Origin of the sequence: Hydrogenophaga sp. NFH-34 (genome assembly GCF_021401345.1) — a bacterium.
Taxonomy (GTDB): Bacteria; Pseudomonadota; Gammaproteobacteria; order Burkholderiales; family Burkholderiaceae_C; genus Hydrogenophaga; species Hydrogenophaga electricum.
In genome coordinates, this window is sequence record NZ_JACBGE010000002.1 from 1 (window position 1) to 18,568 (window position 18,568).

14 protein-coding genes and 1 pseudogene are annotated in these 18,568 nt (G+C 68.9%); 12 read left to right on the forward strand and 3 right to left on the reverse strand.

The annotated features are described in order from the left end of the window. A pseudogene (locus L0977_RS01900) lies at positions 1-99 on the forward strand (IS110 family transposase); the annotation flags it as partial. Between the two features lie 16 nt (positions 100-115). On the opposite strand, the gene msrA reads toward L0977_RS01900, so the two are convergent. Continuing rightward, positions 116-652: a peptide-methionine (S)-S-oxide reductase MsrA gene (msrA, locus tag L0977_RS01905; RefSeq protein WP_234262960.1), complete on the reverse strand. Its 537-nt coding sequence runs from the start codon at positions 650-652 to the stop codon at positions 116-118. Beyond that, positions 649-1,797, reverse strand: coding sequence for a substrate-binding domain-containing protein (locus L0977_RS01910; RefSeq protein WP_234262962.1), 1,149 nt, complete (start codon positions 1,795-1,797; stop codon positions 649-651). The genes msrA and L0977_RS01910 overlap by 4 nt, the downstream gene beginning before the upstream one ends. 203 nt (positions 1,798-2,000) lie before the next feature. On the opposite strand from L0977_RS01910, the gene L0977_RS01915 reads away from it, so the two are divergent. The 6 genes from L0977_RS01915 (at position 2,001) to L0977_RS01940 (ending at position 9,670) form a co-directional block, all read left to right on the forward strand. Beyond that, positions 2,001-3,674, forward strand: coding sequence for an OFA family MFS transporter (locus tag L0977_RS01915; protein WP_234262963.1), 1,674 nt, complete (start codon positions 2,001-2,003; stop codon positions 3,672-3,674). Between the two features lie 37 nt (positions 3,675-3,711). Next, on the forward strand, positions 3,712-4,209 hold the full coding sequence (locus L0977_RS01920) for a formate dehydrogenase subunit gamma (RefSeq protein WP_234262964.1): 498 nt from the start codon (positions 3,712-3,714) through the stop codon (positions 4,207-4,209). Continuing rightward, on the forward strand, positions 4,206-5,837 hold the full coding sequence (locus L0977_RS01925; protein WP_234262965.1) for a formate dehydrogenase beta subunit: 1,632 nt from the start codon (positions 4,206-4,208) through the stop codon (positions 5,835-5,837). The genes L0977_RS01920 and L0977_RS01925 overlap by 4 nt, the downstream gene beginning before the upstream one ends. Positions 5,838-5,859: 22 nt before the next feature. Further along, positions 5,860-8,757: a formate dehydrogenase subunit alpha gene (gene fdhF / locus L0977_RS01930; RefSeq protein WP_234262967.1), complete on the forward strand. Its 2,898-nt coding sequence runs from the start codon at positions 5,860-5,862 to the stop codon at positions 8,755-8,757. A 62-nt stretch (positions 8,758-8,819) separates the two neighbouring features. Then, a complete protein-coding gene (locus L0977_RS01935) occupies positions 8,820-9,065 on the forward strand; it encodes a formate dehydrogenase subunit delta (RefSeq protein ID WP_234262968.1) in 246 nt (81 codons plus the stop codon). Then, positions 9,062-9,670, forward strand: a complete 609-nt coding sequence (locus L0977_RS01940; protein ID WP_234262969.1) for a nitroreductase family protein — start codon at positions 9,062-9,064, stop codon at positions 9,668-9,670. The genes L0977_RS01935 and L0977_RS01940 overlap by 4 nt, the downstream gene beginning before the upstream one ends. A 16-nt stretch (positions 9,671-9,686) precedes the next feature. Here the strand turns inward: L0977_RS01940 and L0977_RS01945 are convergent, their stop codons facing one another. Further along, positions 9,687-10,586, reverse strand: coding sequence for a LysR family transcriptional regulator (locus L0977_RS01945; RefSeq protein WP_234262970.1), 900 nt, complete (start codon positions 10,584-10,586; stop codon positions 9,687-9,689). Positions 10,587-10,696: 110 nt separating this feature from the next. Here L0977_RS01945 and L0977_RS01950 point away from each other — a divergent pair, with 110 nt between their 5' ends. The 5 genes from L0977_RS01950 (at position 10,697) to L0977_RS01970 (ending at position 18,542) form a co-directional block, all read left to right on the forward strand. After that, positions 10,697-11,896: an acyl-CoA dehydrogenase gene (locus tag L0977_RS01950; protein ID WP_234262971.1), complete on the forward strand. Its 1,200-nt coding sequence runs from the start codon at positions 10,697-10,699 to the stop codon at positions 11,894-11,896. Between the two features lie 210 nt (positions 11,897-12,106). Then, on the forward strand, positions 12,107-13,378 hold the full coding sequence (locus tag L0977_RS01955; RefSeq protein WP_370465316.1) for an MFS transporter: 1,272 nt from the start codon (positions 12,107-12,109) through the stop codon (positions 13,376-13,378). A gap of 38 nt (positions 13,379-13,416) precedes the next feature. Then, positions 13,417-14,085, forward strand: a complete 669-nt coding sequence (locus L0977_RS01960) for a TetR/AcrR family transcriptional regulator (protein ID WP_234262972.1) — start codon at positions 13,417-13,419, stop codon at positions 14,083-14,085. Further along, positions 14,082-15,254, forward strand: a complete 1,173-nt coding sequence (locus L0977_RS01965) for an efflux RND transporter periplasmic adaptor subunit (RefSeq protein WP_234262973.1) — start codon at positions 14,082-14,084, stop codon at positions 15,252-15,254. The genes L0977_RS01960 and L0977_RS01965 overlap by 4 nt, the downstream gene beginning before the upstream one ends. 15 nt (positions 15,255-15,269) lie before the next feature. Further along, the gene (locus L0977_RS01970) at positions 15,270-18,542 is read left to right on the forward strand and encodes an efflux RND transporter permease subunit (RefSeq protein WP_234262974.1); all 3,273 of its coding nucleotides are present in this window, start codon (positions 15,270-15,272) and stop codon (positions 18,540-18,542) included. Positions 18,543-18,568: the final 26 nt, after the last annotated feature.

Sequence of the window (18,568 nt, forward strand, 5' to 3'; positions counted from 1 at the left end):
AAGGTCGCCTTGGTCGCTTGCATGCGCAAGCTGCTGACCACGCTCAATGCCATGGTCCGAACTGGCAAACCTTGGGACAAATCGCTTCACAGCGCTTGACTTCCAAGACGGTTACTCAGTCCTTGGCCAGCGCCGCGAAGGTCTTGCGGAATTTCGCCACCTTGGGCGCCGCCACCGCCATGCAGTAACCCTGGTACGGGTTGCGTTCGAAGAAGTCCTGGTGGTAGTCCTCGGCCGGCCAGTAATTCGCCAGCGGCAGCAGCTCGGTCACGATCGGCGCGCCGAAGGCGTTGTCGGCCGTCAGCTCGTCGATCAGTGCCTGCGCGGTGGCGCGCTGCTCCTCGGTGGTGAAGTAGATGCCGCTGCGGTACTGCGTGCCCACGTCGTTGCCCTGGCGGTTGAGCGTGGTCGGGTCGTGGACCACGAAAAAGATTTCCAGCAACTGGCGGGTGCTGACCTGGGCCGGGTCGTACACCAGCCTGACCACTTCGTTGCAACCGGTGCGCCCGGTGCACACGGCCTCGTAACTGGGCTGGGCCGCCTGCCCGTTGCTATAGCCGGATTCCACGTCCAGCACGCCGCGCACGGCTTTGTAGACGCTTTCCGTGCACCAGAAGCAACCGCCTCCGAGCACCAGGGTGGATGGATTCATGCCGATTTCCTTGAAGCCGAGGGAGTTCTTGGAGTCACCACCGAGAGCGCGGGTTCCGCGACCTCCACAGGCTCGGCCAGGGCCGGATACGCCTGGGCCAGCGGCATCGCCGTGCCGGCGGCACTGGGGTCGTAGCCGGGCAGGCTGGCCAGCGTCGCCTGGAAGCTCGGGTCGCGCAGCACCGCAAACACCTTCTGCGCCGCGGCGGTGGGCACCACATCGTTGCGGCAGAGCAGAAAGTAGCGCTCGGTCGCCACGGGCACGAAGTCGAGCCGGAAGTGGCGCGCTGGCGGCTCCAGCCCGAAGCCCACGTCGGCCATGCCGCTGGCCACGTAGGCGGCCACGGCCGCGTGGGTGTATTCCCCGTGTTCGAAGCCCGAAATCTGCATCGGGTCGACGTCCTGCGCCTGCAGCAGGCCTTCGAGCAGCAGCCGCGTGCCCGAACCGGACTGGCGGTTGATGAAGCGCACCTGCGGCCGCGCCAGATCGGCCAGCGCAAACAGTTCCTTGGGATTGCCGGGCCGCACCATCAGCCCCTGGCGCCGGGTGGCGATGTGGACCAGCGTCAGGCCCATGCCCTGCAGCCAGGGCCGGTAGTGCTGCACGGCCATGGCTTCCATGGCGCCGATGGGCAGGTGCATGCCCACCATGTCGCACTCGCCTTCGCGCAGCGCGGCGGCGGCGGCGGAACAACTGGCGTAGCTGAAGTTGAGCTTGAGGCCATCGTGCTCCAGCCGCTCGATCAGGCGCTCGATGGCGAAACCGTGGCTGGCGTGCAGGCGCAGCGCCGCCGGCGCTTCCTGCAGGGCGCTGCGCAGCTCCTCGGCCAGTTCGGACGACAGGCTCTCCAGCACCGGCCGCAGACGCGCGTGGATGCGCCGGTCGGCCCAGACGATGCGGGCCCCGAGATCGGTCAGGGTCGAGCCCCGGCCGCGCTCCATCAGCAGCAGCGGGGTGTGGAATTGCGCTTCCCCGTCGCGCACCAGGTCCCAGGCGCGGCGGTACGACAGCCCCAGTTGCCGCGCCGCCAGCAGCAGGCTGCCGGTTTCCGACACCTGCACCAGCAGTTCGATGAGCCGGGACGGCAGCGAAGGCCCGTCGGGGTCCTGGATGGTCCAGACCGGGCGAATGGAAACCTGCTTCATCGTGGGTCTATCTGTCAAAGTCGTGGATCGTGTCATTGCTGGGCTGGCGCACCTTACCGGGTTATCACTTAGGAAGTGGACTGCCATTGCACAGGGCGTCGGACTTCATATTGAGCAAACGCGCGACCCTTGCCAATATGCGCCCGCCGGCAGATACCGGCCGCATTCCCTCCCGAATGACGAACCCTTCAGCAGGAGACAAGATGTCAACAGTGAACATCCCCGGGGCTGGCACCCTGGACCATCCCGATGGCGGACTCCTTTCCAAGGAACGCATCATCGCAGCACCCGGCTTCAACCGCTGGCTCGTACCGCCGGCGGCCCTGGCCATCCACCTGTGCATCGGCATGGCCTACGGCTTTTCGGTGTTCTGGCTGCCGCTGTCCAAGGCGCTGGGCATCAAGGAATCGATCAAGTGCGGGCCGGAGGTCGGCTTCTTCGGCCAGTTGTTCACCACCCAGTGCGACTGGACCATCTCCACCCTGGGCTGGATGTACACCCTGTTCTTCGTGTTCCTGGGCCTGTCGGCCGCCATCTGGGGCGGCTGGCTCGAACGGGTCGGTCCGCGCAAGGTGGGCGTGCTGGCGGCCTTCTGCTGGGGCGGCGGCATGCTGTTCTCGGCCCTGGGCGTGTACCTGCACCAGTTCTGGATGATGATCCTCGGCTCGGGGATCATCGGCGGCATCGGGCTCGGACTGGGCTACATCTCGCCGGTGAGCACCCTCATCAAGTGGTTCCCCGACAAGCGCGGCATGGCCACCGGCATGGCCATCATGGGCTTTGGCGGCGGCGCCATGATCGGCTCGCCGCTGGCGGCCGAGCTGATGAAGCACTTTGCCACCCCGACCAGTGTCGGCGTGTGGGAAACCTTCGTCGTCATGGGCGTCCTCTACATCGTGGCGATGCTGATCGGCGCCTTCGGCTACCGCATCCCGGCCCACGGCTGGAAGCCCGCCGGCTGGACGCCGCCGGTGCAGGGCCAGAGCAAGGCCATGATCACCCACGGCCACGTGCACGTGAAGAAGGTCTGGGGCATTCCGCAGTTCTGGCTGGTGTGGATGGTGCTGTGCATGAACGTGTCGGCCGGCATCGGCGTGATCGGCATGGCCAGCCCCATGCTGCAGGAAGTGTTCGGCGGCTCGCTCATCGGTGAGGCCGCCAAGTTCGGCGAGCTCGACAAGGCCCAGCTCACCGCCATCGCGGGCGTGGCCGCCGGTTTCACCGCGCTGCTGAGCCTGTTCAACATCGGCGGCCGCTTTTTCTGGGCCAGCCTGTCCGACCGCTTCGGCCGCAAGATGACGTATTCGATCTTCTTCGTCCTCGGCGGCCTGCTGTACTTCAGCATCCCGGCCAGCGCCGGTGCCGGCAGCCAGCTGCTGTTCGTGGCCGCGTTCTGCATCATCCTGAGCATGTACGGCGGCGGCTTCGCCACGGTGCCGGCCTACCTGGCCGACCTGTTCGGCACGCAGATGGTGGGCGCTATCCACGGTCGCCTGTTGACCGCGTGGGCGACCGCAGGCATTCTGGGCCCCGTGGTGGTGAACTACATGCGCGACTATCAGCTCGGTCTGGGCATCCCCCGCGAACAGGTCTACAACCAGACCATGTACATCCTGGTCGGGATGCTGGTGCTCGGCCTGATCTGCAACCTGCTGATCCGCCCGGTGGCCGACAAGCATTTCATGACCGAGGCCGAACTCGCGCAGGAAAACCGCAAAGCCCGGGAACGCGCCGCCGCCAACGAGGTCGGAGAAAGCCATGCGGCCTACCACGCCACCAACCCGGTGTTCGTCTGGCTGGCCTGGGCCGCCATCGGCGTCCCGCTGGCCTGGGGCGTCTACCGCACCCTGCTGAGCGCCGCCAAGTTCTTCCACTGACCCCGACCACAGGCCGCCCCACGAGGCCCCGCATCGCATGAAGCTCATTCCCAGTTCCGCCCAAGACCTGGCCACGGTGTCCGCGCTGATCGCCGAACACCGCGACCAGCCTGGCGCCCTCCTGCCCCTGCTGCACGCGGTGCAGGACGCGCTGGGCCACGTGCCCGACGACGTGGTGCCCGCCATCGCGCGCGCGCTCGGCCTCTCGCGAGCCGAGGTGCACGGCGTCATCACCTACTACCACTTCTTCCGCCGCGAAGCGCCCGGGCGGCAGGTGGTGCAGGTATGCCGCGCCGAAGCCTGCCAGGCCTGTGGCGGGGAAGAACTGCTGGCACTGGCCGAACGCGTGCTGGGCTGCGAACGCCACAGCACCCGCGCCGACGGCGCGGTGACGCTGGAGCCGGTGTACTGCCTGGGCCTGTGCGCCTCGTCGCCGGCGGTGCAGATCGGCGAGAAGCTGCACGCGCGGGTGACCCCCGCGCGCCTGCAAAGCCTGCTGGCCCATGTGGCCGACACGGCGGAGGTGGCACCATGACGGCCGTGACCTTCTACGTGCCCTGCGACTCTGCGGCCCTGGCCGTGGGGGCCGACGAGGTGGCCGCCGCCATCGCGGCCGAAGCGCGGCAGCGCGGCCTGGCGGTGAGCATCGTGCGCAACGGCTCGCGCGGCCTGTTCTGGCTGGAGCCGCTGGTCGAGGTGGCCACACCGGCCGGCCGCGTGGCCTACGGCCCCGTGGCGCCTGAAGACGTGCCCGCCCTGTTCGATGCCGGCTGGCAGGACGGCGGCGCGCATGCGCTGCGCCACGGCGTCACCGAACAGATTCCCTTCCTGGCGCTGCAGGAGCGCCTGACCTTCCGCCGCATGGGCGTGACCGACCCGCTGTCGCTGGCCGATTACGAAGCCCACGACGGCTGGGCCGGCCTGCGGCGGGCGTCGGGCATGACCCCCGAAGCCATCGTCAACGAGGTCACGCACTCGGGCCTGCGCGGCCGCGGCGGCGCAGCCTTCCCGGCCGGCATCAAGTGGAAGACCGTGGCCGGTGCGACCGCGGCGCAGAAGTACGTGGTCTGCAACGCCGACGAAGGCGATTCGGGCACCTTCTCCGACCGCATGACGATGGAGGGCGACCCCTACATGCTGATCGAAGGCATGGCGATCGCCGGGCTGGCGGTGGGTGCCACCATGGGCTACGTCTACATCCGCAGCGAATACCCGCACGCGGTGGCCACCATGCGCGAAGCGATCCGGCGCGCGACCGCCGCCGGTTTCCTGGGCGACAACGTCTGCGGCCATGGCCGCGCCTTCCGCCTGGAAGTGCGCAAGGCCGCCGGCGCCTACGTGTGTGGCGAAGAAACCGCCATGCTCGAAAGCATCGAAGGCAAGCGCGGTGTGGTGCGCGCCAAGCCACCCTTGCCAGCGCTGGAAGGCCTGTTCGGCCAGCCGACGGTGATCAACAACGTCATCACGCTGGCCACCGTCCCGGTGGTGCTGGCGCGCGGCGCCGATTTCTACCGCCACTTCGGCGTCGGCCGCTCGCACGGCACGCTGCCCTTCCAGTTGGCGGGCAACGTGAAACAGGGCGGCCTGGTCGAAAAGGCCTTCGGCCTCACGCTGCGCGAGCTGCTCTACGGTTTCGGCGCGGGCACCCGCAGCGGCCGGCCCGTCAAGGCGGTGCAGGTGGGCGGCCCGCTGGGCGCCTACGTGCCCGAATCGAAATGGGACGAACCGCTGGATTACGAAGCCTATGCCGCCTTCGGCGCGGTGGTAGGCCATGGCGGCATCGTGGTGCACGACGACACCGCCGACATGGCGGCGCTGGCCCGCTACGCCATGGAGTTCTGCGCGCTGGAGAGCTGCGGCAAGTGCACACCCTGCCGCATCGGCAGCACGCGCGGCGTCGAGGTGATCGACCGCATCACCCAAGGCCAGAACAAGGCTGCCGCGCCGGGCCGCTCCCAAGCGGCAGCGTCCTCCTTGGGGGGAGAAGCGTCAGCTGCAGGGGGCAAGATGGCACAGGTGCACCTGCTGCGCGACCTGTGCGACACCATGCTGGGCGGCAGCCTCTGCGCCATGGGCGGCATGACGCCCTACCCCGTGCTCTCCGCACTGGACCATTACCCCGAGGACTTCGGCATCGCCCCACCGAGCGAAAAAGCCGCCTGACACGACCGGAAGGAGCCCCACGATGTTGCACCACCACACCCCCGAGATCGACCACGGCACGCCGCCGAGCCGCTCCCTTGAGACCGTGTCGCTGACCATCGACGGCAACCGCGTCGACGTGCCCAAGGGCACGTCGCTGATGCGCGCCGCCGTGGACGCCGGCATCCAGGTGCCCAAGCTGTGCGCCACCGACAGCCTGGAGCCGTTCGGTTCCTGCCGCCTGTGCCTGGTGGAAATCGACGGCCGCCGCGGCTTTCCCGCCAGTTGCACCACACCGGCCGAAGCCGGCATGGTGGTGCGCACGCAGACGCCCAAACTGCAGCAGTTGCGCAAGGGCGTGATGGAGCTCTACATCAGCGACCACCCGCTGGACTGCCTGACCTGCGCCGCCAACGGCGACTGCGAGCTGCAGGACATGGCCGGCGTGACCGGCCTGCGCAACGTGCGCTACGGCGTCGCGGGCGAGGCGGTGGACGGCGTGTGCGGCGCCCACCACACGAAAGCGAAGCCGGACGAGTCCAACCCCTACTTCACCTACGACGCGAGCAAGTGCATCGTCTGCAACCGCTGCGTGCGCGCCTGCGAAGAAACGCAGGGCACCTTCGCGCTGACGATCTCGGGCCGGGGCTTCGAGAGCCGCGTCTCGCCCGGCCAGGACCAGCCCTTCATGGACAGCGACTGCGTGAGCTGCGGCGCCTGCGTGCAGGCCTGCCCCACGGCCACGCTGCAGGAAAAGACCGTCATCGAACTCGGCCAGCCCGAGCACAGCGTCATCACCACCTGCGCCTACTGCGGCGTGGGCTGCGGCTTCAAGGCCGAGATGAAGGGCAACACGGTGGTGCGCATGGTGCCGTGGAAGGACGGCAAGGCCAACGAGGGCCATTCCTGCGTGAAGGGCCGCTTCGCCTGGGGCTACGCCACCCACAAGGACCGCATCACCAAGCCCATGGTGCGCGAGAAGATCACCGACGCCTGGCGCGAAGTGAGCTGGGACGAAGCCATCGGCTTCGCCGCCGAGCGCTTCAAGGCCATCCAGGCGCAGCACGGCAAGGACTCGGTGGGCGGCATCACGTCCAGCCGCTGCACCAACGAAGAGGTCTACCTGGTCCAGAAGTTGATCCGGGCCGCCTTCAACACCAACAACGTCGACACCTGCGCCCGGGTCTGCCACTCGCCCACCGGCTACGGCATGGGCCAGACCTTCGGCACCTCGGCCGGCACGCAGACCTTCAAGTCGGTGGAGCAGGCCGACGTGATCATGGTCATCGGCGCCAACCCCACCGACGCCCACCCGGTGTTCGGCTCGCGCATGAAGAAGCGTCTGCGCGAAGGGGCGAAGCTGATCGTGGTCGACCCGCGCCGCATCGAGCTGGTCGACTCCGCCCACATCCGCGCCGACCACCACCTGGCGCTGCGGCCGGGCACCAACGTCGCGGTCATCACCGCCATGGCGCACGTGGTCGTGACCGAAGGCCTGGTCAACGAGGCCTACGTGGCCGAACGCTGCGACACCAAGAGCTTCCAGGAGTGGCGCGAATTCGTGGCACGCCCGGAGAACTCGCCCGAGGCCTTTGAGGCCGTCACCGGCGTGCCGGCAGCCGACGTGCGGCGCGCCGCGCGGCTGTTCGCCAGCGGCCCGAATTCGGCCATCTACTACGGCCTGGGCGTGACCGAGCACGCACAGGGCAGCACCATGGTCATCGGCATCTGCAACCTGGCCATGGCCTGCGGCATGGTCGGGCGCGAAGGCGTGGGCGTGAACCCGCTGCGCGGCCAGAACAACGTGCAGGGCAGTTGCGACATGGGCAGCTTCCCGCACGAGCTGCCGGGCTACCGCCACATCAGCGACACCACGGTGCGCAGCCAGTTCGAGGCCGCCTGGGGCGTGGACATCAGCCCCGAACCGGGCCTGCGCATACCCAACATGTTCGAAGCCGCGCTGGCCGGCAGCTTCCGCGGCTTGTACTGCGTCGGCGAAGACATCGTGCAGAGCGACCCCAACACGCAGCACGTGGCCGCGGCGTTGTCGGCCATGGACTGCATCGTGGTGCAGGACATCTTCCTCAACGAGACCGCCAAGTACGCGCACGTGCTGCTGCCGGGCAGTTCCTTCCTGGAAAAGGACGGCACCTTCACCAACGCCGAGCGCCGCATCAGCCGCGTGCGCCAGGTCATGCCGCCGCTCTCCGGCGTGGGCGACTGGGAAGCGACCATGAAGCTGTCCAACGCGCTGGGCTACCCCATGCACTACGCGCACCCCGAAGAGATCATGCGCGAGATCGCGCTGCTGACCCCCAGCTTTGCCGGTGTGAGCTACGAGAAGATCGAGCGCCTGGGCAGCGTGCAGTGGCCCTGCAACGAGACCACCGACGAGGCCGGCACGGCGATGATGCACATCGACCGCTTCGTGCGCGGCAAGGGGCGCTTCTTCAACACGCAGTACGTGCCCAGTGAAGAGAAGGTCAATGGCCGCTACCCGCTGCTGCTGACCACCGGCCGCATCCTGAGCCAGTACAACGTGGGCGCCCAGACTCGCCGCACGCCCAACAACCAGTGGCACGACGAAGACCGGCTGGAGATCCACGCACATGACGCCGAAGAGCGCGGCATCGCGCACGGCGACTGGGTTGGCGTGACCAGCCGCGCCGGCCAGACCGTGCTGCGCGCCGAGGTCAGCGACCGCATGCAGCCGGGCGTGGTCTACACCACCTTCCACTTCCCCGAGTCGGGCGCCAACGTCATCACCACCGACAGCTCCGACTGGGCCACCAACTGCCCCGAATACAAGGTCACGGCGGTGCAGGTGTCCAAGGTGATCCAGCCGTCGGAATGGCAGCAGCGCTACGCCGACTTCAACCGCCAGCAGCTCGACCTGCTGGCGCAGGGGCGCGGGCGCAAGACCGAGGCGGTCGGCCCATGACCCCCGCCCGCGTCTTCCGCCGCGGCCTGCCCGCCGTCCGCCCCCTTTCTGCCCGTTGACCCATGGACATCCACAACCTGCTGCACATGGCCAACCGGATCGGCCAGTTCTTCGAATCCATGCCCGACCAGGCAGAGGCGTCGAAAGAGATCGCCACGCACCTGCGCAAGTTCTGGGAACCGCGCATGCGGCGCGAACTGCTCGCCCACCTCGATGCGCATGACGGTGAAGGCCTGCTGCCCATCGTCAAGCAAGCGGTGATCGCGCACCGCGACACGCTCGAACCGGCGACTGCCGCCAGCCGATGACCGCCGCACCGGCCTTGCGGGACGACGCCCTGGCCGGCCTGCTCGGTCGGCGCTCGGTCTCGCCCAAACGGCTGGTCGCGCCCGGGCCGGATGCGGCCGCGCTCGAAGCCATGCTGCAGGCCGCCCTGCGTGCGCCCGACCACGGCGGCCTGCGGCCCTGGCGCGTGATCGAGTTCCCCGCGGCACTGCGCCCGGCGCTGGCCGACGCCTTCGAACAGGAAAAGCGCCGCCGCGACCCGATGGCCCCCGCGGAGGACCTGCGGCGCGCCCGCGAGCACGCCATCCTGCCCCCCGTGCTGCTGGGTTTCGTGGTCGCGCCCCAGCCGCGCAGCGCGGTGCCGGTGCGCGAGCAGTGGCTGGGTGCCGGCGCGGCCCTGGGCAACCTGCTCAACGCCGCGCACCAGTTGGGGTTCGGCGCCATCGTGCTGTCGGGTGAACGCTGCCACGACCCCGTGCTGCTGCGCACGCTGGGCCTGCGCCACCACGAATACCTGGCCGGCTTCGTGAGCCTGGGCACGGTGCGCGAAGCGCCGCCGCCGGCCCGGCCCGCATCGCCCCGCAGCGTGTGGTCGTGCTGGTCGCCGGCAACGGCGGCCGAGCGCTGAGCCCGCTGCCGTTGGCTCAACCGGGCCGGGCCGCCACCTCGCGCACCGCAGCCACCAGCGCACCCAGGGCGCCCTGCGCCGCGCCATCGCGCCCGGTGCGCCAGAGGCAGTGCGTGTCGTAAGGGGCCAGCGGCCGCTCCAACGGCACAAACACCACGCCCGGCAGGCCCGCCTGCTGCAGCGCCGCCGGCACCAGGCCCACGCCGAGGCCCTGCGCGATGACCGAGACCACGCTCAGCCAGTGCCGCAGCTCGAAGCCCAGCGCGGGCTCGAACCCCGCGTCGGCACAGGCGGCGAGGATGCGGTCGTGGTAGTCGGGCGAAACGTCGCGCATCACGATCGCAAACGACGCGTCCTTCAAGGCAGCCAGCGGCAAACGCTGGTGGCCGGCCAGCGCATGGCCCGCCGGCAGGCAGGCCATGAAGGGCTGGCTGGAGACAAGGATCTGCGAAAAGCCCGCCGGCACGCGCGTGGTGTGCACGAAGCCCAGGTCCAGCCGGTCGTGCACCAGTTCCACCAGCTGTTCGCTGCTGCTGAGCTCTCGCAGCGCCAGCCGCAGCCGGGGGTGCGCCGCCGCAAAGTCGCGCAGCACCTGCGGCAGCCCCCGGTACAGCACCGTGCCGGCAAAACCGATCTGCAACTGCCCTGCCAGCCCCTGCCCCACGTCGCGCGCCTCCCGCGCGGCCAGCGCCGCCTGCCCCAGCAGCGCTTGCGCGCGCGGCAGAAAAGCCCGGCCGGCGGCCGTGAGCGCCACGCCCCGGCTGTTTCGCTCGAACAGGCGCGCGCCCACGTCGGCTTCCAGCTGCTGGATGGCCATCGACAGCGGCGGTTGCGTCATCGCCAGACGCTGGGCCGCCCGGCTGAAGTGCAGCTCCTCGGCGAGCACGGTGAAACAGCGCAGGTGGCGGAATTCCATGAATCTGATACACATATTGATCAATCGGCAATCCATATTAGACAGCTATTCATGACGCCGCCACAATCTCGCCCAGCCCGAGACATTCCCGATTTCCAACGGAGACCCCCATGGCATCGAACCAAGCCCGCTTCAGCTGGGAAGACCCCTTCCAACTCAGCGCCCAGCTCACCGACGACGAGCGCCAGGTGCAGGAAGCCGCCCGCGCCTATTGCCAGGAAAAGCTGCTGCCACGCGTGCAGATGGCCTTCCGCAACGAAACCACCGATCCGGCCATCTTCCGCGAGATGGGCGAACTGGGCCTGCTGGGTCCGACCATCCCCGAGCAGTACGGCGGCGCCGGCCTGAACTACGTCTGCTACGGCCTGGTGGCGCGCGAAGTGGAGCGTGTGGACTCCGGCTACCGCAGCATGATGAGCGTGCAGAGCTCGCTGGTGATGGTGCCAATCAACGAATTCGGCAGCGAGGCACAGAAGCAGAAGTACCTGCCCAAGCTGGCCACCGGTGAATGGATCGGCTGCTTCGGCCTGACCGAACCCAACCACGGCAGCGACCCCGGCAGCATGATCACCCGCGCCAAGAAGGTCGACGGCGGCTACAGGCTGTCCGGGGCCAAGATGTGGATCACCAACAGCCCCATCGCCGACGTGTTCGTGGTCTGGGCCAAAGAGACCGATGACCACGGCGGCGGCCAGATCCGCGGCTTCATTCTGGAAAAGGGCTGGAAGGGCCTGAGCGCCCCGGCGGTGCACGGCAAGGTCGGCCTGCGCGCTTCCATCACCGGTGAAATCGTCATGGACGAGGTGTTCGTGCCGGAAGAAAACGCCTTCCCCGACGTGCGCGGCTTGAAGGGCCCGTTCACCTGCCTGAACAGCGCGCGCTACGGCATCGCCTGGGGGGCGTTGGGTGCCGCCGAAGACTGCTACTTCCGCGCCCGCCAGTACGTGCTGGACCGCCAGCAGTTCGGCCGCCCGCTGGCCGCCAACCAGCTGATCCAGAAGAAGCTGGCCGACATGCTGACCGACATCAGCCTGGGCCTGCAGGGCTGCCTGCGCCTGGGCCGCCTGAAGGACGAAGGCAGCGCCCCGGTGGAACTGACCTCCATCCTCAAGCGCAACAGCTGCGGCAAGGCGCTGGACATCGCCCGCATGAGCCGCGACATGATGGGCGGCAACGGGATCAGCGACGAATTCGGGGTCGCCCGCCACCTGGTGAACCTGGAGGTGGTGAACACCTACGAAGGCACGCACGATGTGCATGCACTGATCCTGGGCCGGGCGATCACCGGGATTGCGGCGTTCGCGAACTGATCCGCGGCTCGCTCGCCCTGAAAAACGCGCTGACCTCGCACGACGGCGCGGCACTGACGGTGGCCTCGGCCGGACTTTCTGACCCGTCGGCTCAACGCGACTGAATCGCCCATAGGAGCGCTCGGGCATGCGGAGTGGTCCGGCGGACCGCACATGCCGGCGTGGTGAAATGGCGCGCCCCGTCCGCCGGACACCACCGCCTTTCGCCCGTTGCCGCCTTCCACCCTTGCCGACACCGCGCCCGCAGACGCCCCTCCGGGCAGCGTCTACAGCCACCCCGGTTTTCTGGCCTTCCTGATCGCCCGCGCGGTGGCGGTGTTCGCCACCCAGGTGCAGGCCGTGGTCGTGGCCTGGCAGGTGTACGACCTCACGCGCGACCCCATGGCGCTGGCCTACGTGGGGCTGGCCCAGTTCCTGCCCATGCTGTGCCTGTTGCTGCCGGCCGGTGACGTGATCGACCGCTGGCCGCGCAAGCCCATCCTGGCGATCAGTTGGGCGGTGGGGGCGGTGTGCAGCGGCGGGTTGTGGTGGCTGTCGGGGCACGGTGCGGCCGGGGTCTCGGGCATCTATGCCGTGTTGGTGCTCTACGGTTGCGCGCGGGCATTTTCCGGGCCGGCACTGCAAAGCCTGCTGCCGCAGGTGGTGCCGCGCGCGCAGCTGGCGCAGGCGATCGCGGCCAACAGCATGCTGATGCGGGTGGCCGGCATCGGTGGGCCCCTGCTGGGTGGCGTGCTGTACGCGCTGGGCGGGGCCAGCCTGACCTATGCCGCCTGCCTCGCCAGCTTCTTGCTGGGCACGCTGCTGCTTGCGCGCGTGGCCGTCGCTCCGGTGGCCGCGGCCGCCCCAGCGACGGGCAGCCTGTGGACGCGTTTCGGTGCCGGCATCCGCTTCATCCGCTCGCGCCCCATCATCCTGGGCACGATTTCGCTGGACCTGTTCGCCGTGCTGCTGGGAGGCGTGGTCGCCCTGCTGCCGGTCTACGCGCAGGAGGTGCTGCACGTGGGGCCCGCCGGCCTGGGCGCATTGCGCAGCGCGATCGCACTGGGCGAGGTGGCCGCCGGGCTGTACCTGAGCCTGCGGCCGTTCAACCGCCGCGTCGGGCGCACCATGTTCGTGGCCGTCGGCCTGTTCGGCGTGGCCAATCTGGTGTTTGCCCTGTCGCCCTGGTTCTGGCTGTCGTTCTCGGCGCTGGTGGTGGCCGGCATGGCCGACATGGTCAGCGTCTACATCCGCAGCGCGCTGGTGCAGTTCGCCACGCCGGACGACATGCGCGGCCGCGTGCATTCGGTGAACATGCTGTTCATTGGCTCGTCCAACGAACTGGGCGAATTCCGCGCCGGCACCAGCGCCGCCTGGCTGGGCGTGGTGCCGGCAGCGGTGGCCGGTGGGCTGTGCACGCTGGTGGTGGTGGGCGCCTGGGCCTGGGCGTTCCGGCCGCTGCGGCTGGTCGACCGCTTCGAAGAGGCGGAGCCCCGGCCCTGAGGGGATTGGGGTATATTAATGACTGATTGGTCATTAATATGCCTACACTCCCGTCCCCCTCCGCCCGTCAGCGCCGCAAGGAAGCCCGCCCGGGCGAACTGCTGGACGCCGCGCTGGCGCTGTTTGTCGAAAAAGGCTTTGCGGCCACCCGCGTCGAAGAAGTCGCCGCGCGGGCCGGGGTGTCCAAAGGCACGCTGTTTCTCTACTTCCCCAGCAAGGAAGACCTGTTCAAGGCCGTGGTGCGCGAAACCATCGCCGGCCGGCTGGACGAATGGAACCAGGAACTCGACGCGTTCGAAGGCAGCAGCGCCGAGCTGCTGCGCTACGGCCTGCATTCGTGGTGGGAGCGCATCGGCATGACGCCGGCCTCGGGCATCACCAAGCTGATCATGAGCGAGGCGCGCAACTTCCCGGAAATCGCCGCCTTCTATGAACAAGAGGTCATCGAGCCCGGCGACCACCTGCTGCGCCGCGTGCTGCAGCATGGCATGGACAGCGGCGAGTTCCGACCGCTGAACCTGGAGCTCGCGGTCTACAGCCTGATCGCGCCCATGATCTTCCTGCTGATGTGGAAGCACTCCATGGCCGTGTGCCTCCCGGCCGACAAACAGTTTGACCCCAAAGCTTTCCTGGACAGCCAGATCGACCTGCTGCTGCGCGGCATGCTCGCCACCCCGGACACCCCCACCGAACGCACCGCCCCATGACGCACCCTCCCTCCCGATACCCCCGCTGGTTCAAATGGGCCCTGCTGGCGCTGCTGGTGGCCGCCATCGCCGTCGGCGTGGCCCGCGCACTGCAAAAGCGCGCCACGCAGCGCGAATCGGCGCAGGCCGCAGCCGCCACGCTCCAGCAGCCGCCCACCTACGAACTGGCCGCTGGCGACACCGTGGCCGTGCAGACGCTGGACCTGGTGCAGGCGGTGAACGTGTCCGGCGCCCTCAAGGCGATGCAAACCGCAGCCATCAAGGCGCGGGTCGCCGGCGAGGTGCAAGGCCTGACCAAGCGCGAAGGTGAAGCGGTGCGCGCGGGCGAGGTGCTGGCGCGCATCGACAGCACCGAAGCCCAGGCGCGCGTGCGCCAGGCGCTGGAGCAGGCGCGCTCGGCCGAAGCACAGGTCGCCATCGCCCGCCGCAACCTCGACAACAACCAGGCCCTGGTCAAACAGGGCTTCATCTCGGCGACCGCGCTCGACACCACCACCGCCAACCTGAACGCCGCCGAAGCCAGCCACCGCGCCGCGCTCGCGGCGCTGGACATCGCGCGCAAGGGGCTGGACGACACCTCGCTGCGCTCGCCGCTGACCGGCCAGATCGCCGCACGGCTGGTGCAGAACGGCGAACGCGTGGGGGTCGACGCCCGCGTGCTGGAAGTCGTGGACCTCTCCGCCTTCGAGGTGGAAGCCGCGCTGGCCCCCGCCGACGCCGCCGCGGTGCAGGCCGGGCAGCCGGCGCGCCTGACCGTGGAAGGCCTGGCACAGCCGGTGCCGGCCACCGTGACCCGCATCAACCCCAGCGTGCAGGCAGGCAGCCGCAGCGTGCTGGTCTACCTGCACGTGCCGGCCGTGGCCGGCATGCGCCAGGGCCTGTTCGTGCAAGGCCAGATCGAAACCCTGAAACTGCACGCCGCCGCACTGCCGCTGTCCACCGTCCGCAACGACCAGCCCACCCCGTACGTGCAGGCGCTGCGGCAAGCCGGCGAAAAGCAGCAGGTGGTGCACGTGCCCGTGCGGCTGGAGCGCCAGGCCAGCCTGGACGGCGAGCCCATGCTGGTGGTGCAGGACCAGCCCGGCCTCCAGGTCGGTGATCAGGTGCTGCGCGCCGGGGTGGGCGCCATCCGGAACGGCGTCACCGTGCGCCTGGGTACCCCCCGCTGACCGCCGCGCCGCACCATGTGGTTCACCCGCGTCTCCCTGCGCAATCCGGTCTTCGCGACCATGGTCATGCTGGCCTTCGTGGTGCTCGGGCTGTTCGCCCTGCAGCGCCTGAAGGTGGACCAGTTCCCCAACATCGACTTCCCGGTCGTGGTGGTCACCACCGAATACCCGGGCGCCTCGCCCGAGATCATCGAATCCGAGGTAACCAAGAAGGTCGAAGAATCGGTCAACACCATCGCCGGCATCAACAGCCTGAGCTCGCGCAGCTACGAGGGGCAGTCGGTGGTGATCATCGAGTTCCAGCTCCACATCGACGGGCGCAAGGCCGCCGAGGACGTGCGCGAAAAGATCGCCATCCTCAAGCCCACGCTGCGCGACGAGGTGAAAGAGCCCCGGGTGCTGCGCTTCGACCCGGCGGCGCGTGCCATCTGGTCGGTGGCGGTGGTGCCGGATATGGCCCCCACGCTCCCCGCTGCGCAGGGTTCGCTGCCCCCCGAGGGGGCTACCCCCGGCTTGGGGCGGCCCGGCGCCGGGGGTGATGCGGCCCCCACGCCTGCGGCGCTGACCACCTGGGCCGAGCAGACGCTCAAGAAGCGGCTGGAGAATGTGCGTGGCGTCGGTTCGGTGACCCTGGTCGGCGGCACGAGCCGGGCGATCAACATCGACCTCGACCCGGCCGCCATGGAGGCGCTGGGTGTGACGACCGACCAGGTGGTCGCCGCCGTGCGCAGCGAGAACCAGGACCTGCCCGTGGGCACGCTGCAGTCGGCCGAGCGCGAGCGCGTCGTGCAGGTGCTGGCGCGCCAGCAGCAGCCGCAGGACTTCGCGCAGATCATCGTCGCGCGGCGCGGCGGCAGCCCGGTGCGCCTGGGCCAACTGGCCCGGATCAGCGACGCCACCGAAGAGGTCGACAGCCTGGCGCTCTACAACGGCCAGCGCACGCTGCTGTTGCAGGTGCAGAAGGCGCAGGACGAAAACACCATCGCGGTGGTCGACGGCCTCAACGCCGTGCTCGCCCAGATGCAGGCCGAGCTGCCACCCGGCGTGCGGCTCGAACCCATCGGCGACGGTTCGCGCTCGATCCGCGTGTCGGTCAACAACGTCCGCCAGACCCTGATCGAAGGCGCCATCCTCACGGTGCTGATCGTCTTCCTGTTCCTCAACAGCTGGCGCTCCACGGTCATCACCGGGCTGACGCTGCCCATTGCGCTGGTCGGCACGTTCTTCTTCATGAACCTGTTCGGCTTCAGCATCAACATGATCACGCTGATGGCGCTGACGCTGTCGGTGGGGCTGCTGATCGACGACGCCATCGTGGTGCGCGAAAACATCGTGCGCCACGTGCAGATGGGCAAGACACCGCACGACGCGGCCATGGACGGCACGCAGGAGATCGGCCTGGCGGTGCTGGCGACCACGCTGTCCATCGTGGCGGTGTTCCTGCCCATCGGCTTCATGGGCGGCATCATCGGCAAGTTCTTCCACGAGTTCGGCATCACCATGGTGGCGGCCGTGCTGATCTCGATGTTCGTGAGCTTCACGCTCGACCCCATGCTCTCCAGCGTCTGGCACGACCCGGCCATCGAACACCACGGCCAGCCGGGCGGTGCGCGCCGCAGCCTCTACGACCGCAGCATCGGCCGCGTCACGGCCTGGTTCGACCGCGTGCAGGACGACCTGACCGAAACCTACCAGGGCGCGCTGCGCTGGTCGCTGCGCCACCAGCTCGCGACCCTGGCACTGGCGGCCGCCACGTTGGTGGGCAGCCTGTTCATGCTGCCGCTGCTGGGCACCGAATTCGTGCCCAAGGCCGACTTCTCGGAGGCCAGCATCAGTTTCCACACCCCGGTGGGTTCGTCGCTCGAAGCCACCGAGGCCAAGGCGCGCGAGGTGGAGGCGCTGCTGCGCGAATTCCCCGAAGTGCGCTACACGCTGACCACCATCAACACCGGCAACGCGCAGGGCAAGATGTACGCCAGCACCTATGTGCGCCTGGTCGACCGACAGCAGCGCCAGCTCAATGTGGACGCCATGGCGGCCAGGCTGCGCGAACGCCTGCGCAGCGTGCCGGGCGTGACCGTCACCCACGCCGGCCTGCTCGACCCGGTCGGCGGCGGCAAGCAGGTCGAATTTTCGATCCAGGGCGACGATCTGGACGAGCTCCAGCGCCTGTCGAGCCTGGTGCTGGAGCGCATCCGCACCATCCCCGGTCTGGTCGACCTCGATGCCAGCCTCAAGCCCGACAAGCCCACGGTCGACGTGGTGCTTCGGCGCGACCTGGCCTCCGACGCCGGGCTCAACAACGCCGCGCTGGCCGCCAGCCTGCGCACCCTGGTCGCCGGCCAGACCGTGGGCAACTGGCGCGCGCAGGACGGCGAAAGCTACGACGTGAACGTGCGCCTGGCCGCCACCCAGCGCGAGCGCACCAGCGATCTGGCCAGCCTGCCGCTGGTCGTGGGCAGCAACACCGACGGCTCGGCCCGCGTGGTGCGGCTGGCCCAGGTGGCCGACGTGATCGAGGGCACCGGCCCTAACCAGATCAACCGCCGCAACCTCAACCGCGAGGTCAGCATCAGCGCCAACGCCTACGGCCGCTCGGCCGGCGAAGTGTCGGCCGAGATCCGGCAGGTGCTCGACGGCATCGCCCTGCCCCCCGGCTACCGCACGGAATTCAGCGGTTCCACCAAGAACATGCAGGAGAGCTTCGGCTACGCCGTCTCGGCGCTGGCCATGGCCATCATCTTCATCTACATGATCCTGGCGAGCCAGTTCAAGAGCTTCGTACAGCCGCTGGCGCTCATGAGTTCGCTGCCGCTGACGCTGATCGGCGTGGTGCTGGCCCTGCTGATGTTCGGCTCCACCATGAGCATGTTCTCGGTCATCGGCATCGTGCTGCTCATGGGCCTGGTGACCAAAAACGCCATCCTGCTGGTGGATTTCGCCATCCGCGCGCGCCAGGGCCTGGACGGACAGCCGCCGATGGACCGTGAAAGCGCCCTGCTGCTGGCCGCCAAGGTGCGGCTGCGCCCCATCCTCATGACCACGCTGGCCATGGTCTTCGGCATGGTGCCGCTGGCTTTCGCGCTGTCCGAGGGCTCGGAACAGCGCGCGCCCATGGGCCAGGCGGTGATCGGTGGGGTCATCACCTCGTCGCTGCTCACGCTGGTGGTGGTGCCGGTGGTCTACGGCTACCTCGACGACCTGGCCGGCTGGCTGCGCCGCCGCCTGCGGCCGGCCGGTGCGCCACAACCCCGTTTGTCACAAGGCTTTGAGGAGCCCGGCCGCTAAAATGGCTGAGCATCGCATAATATACC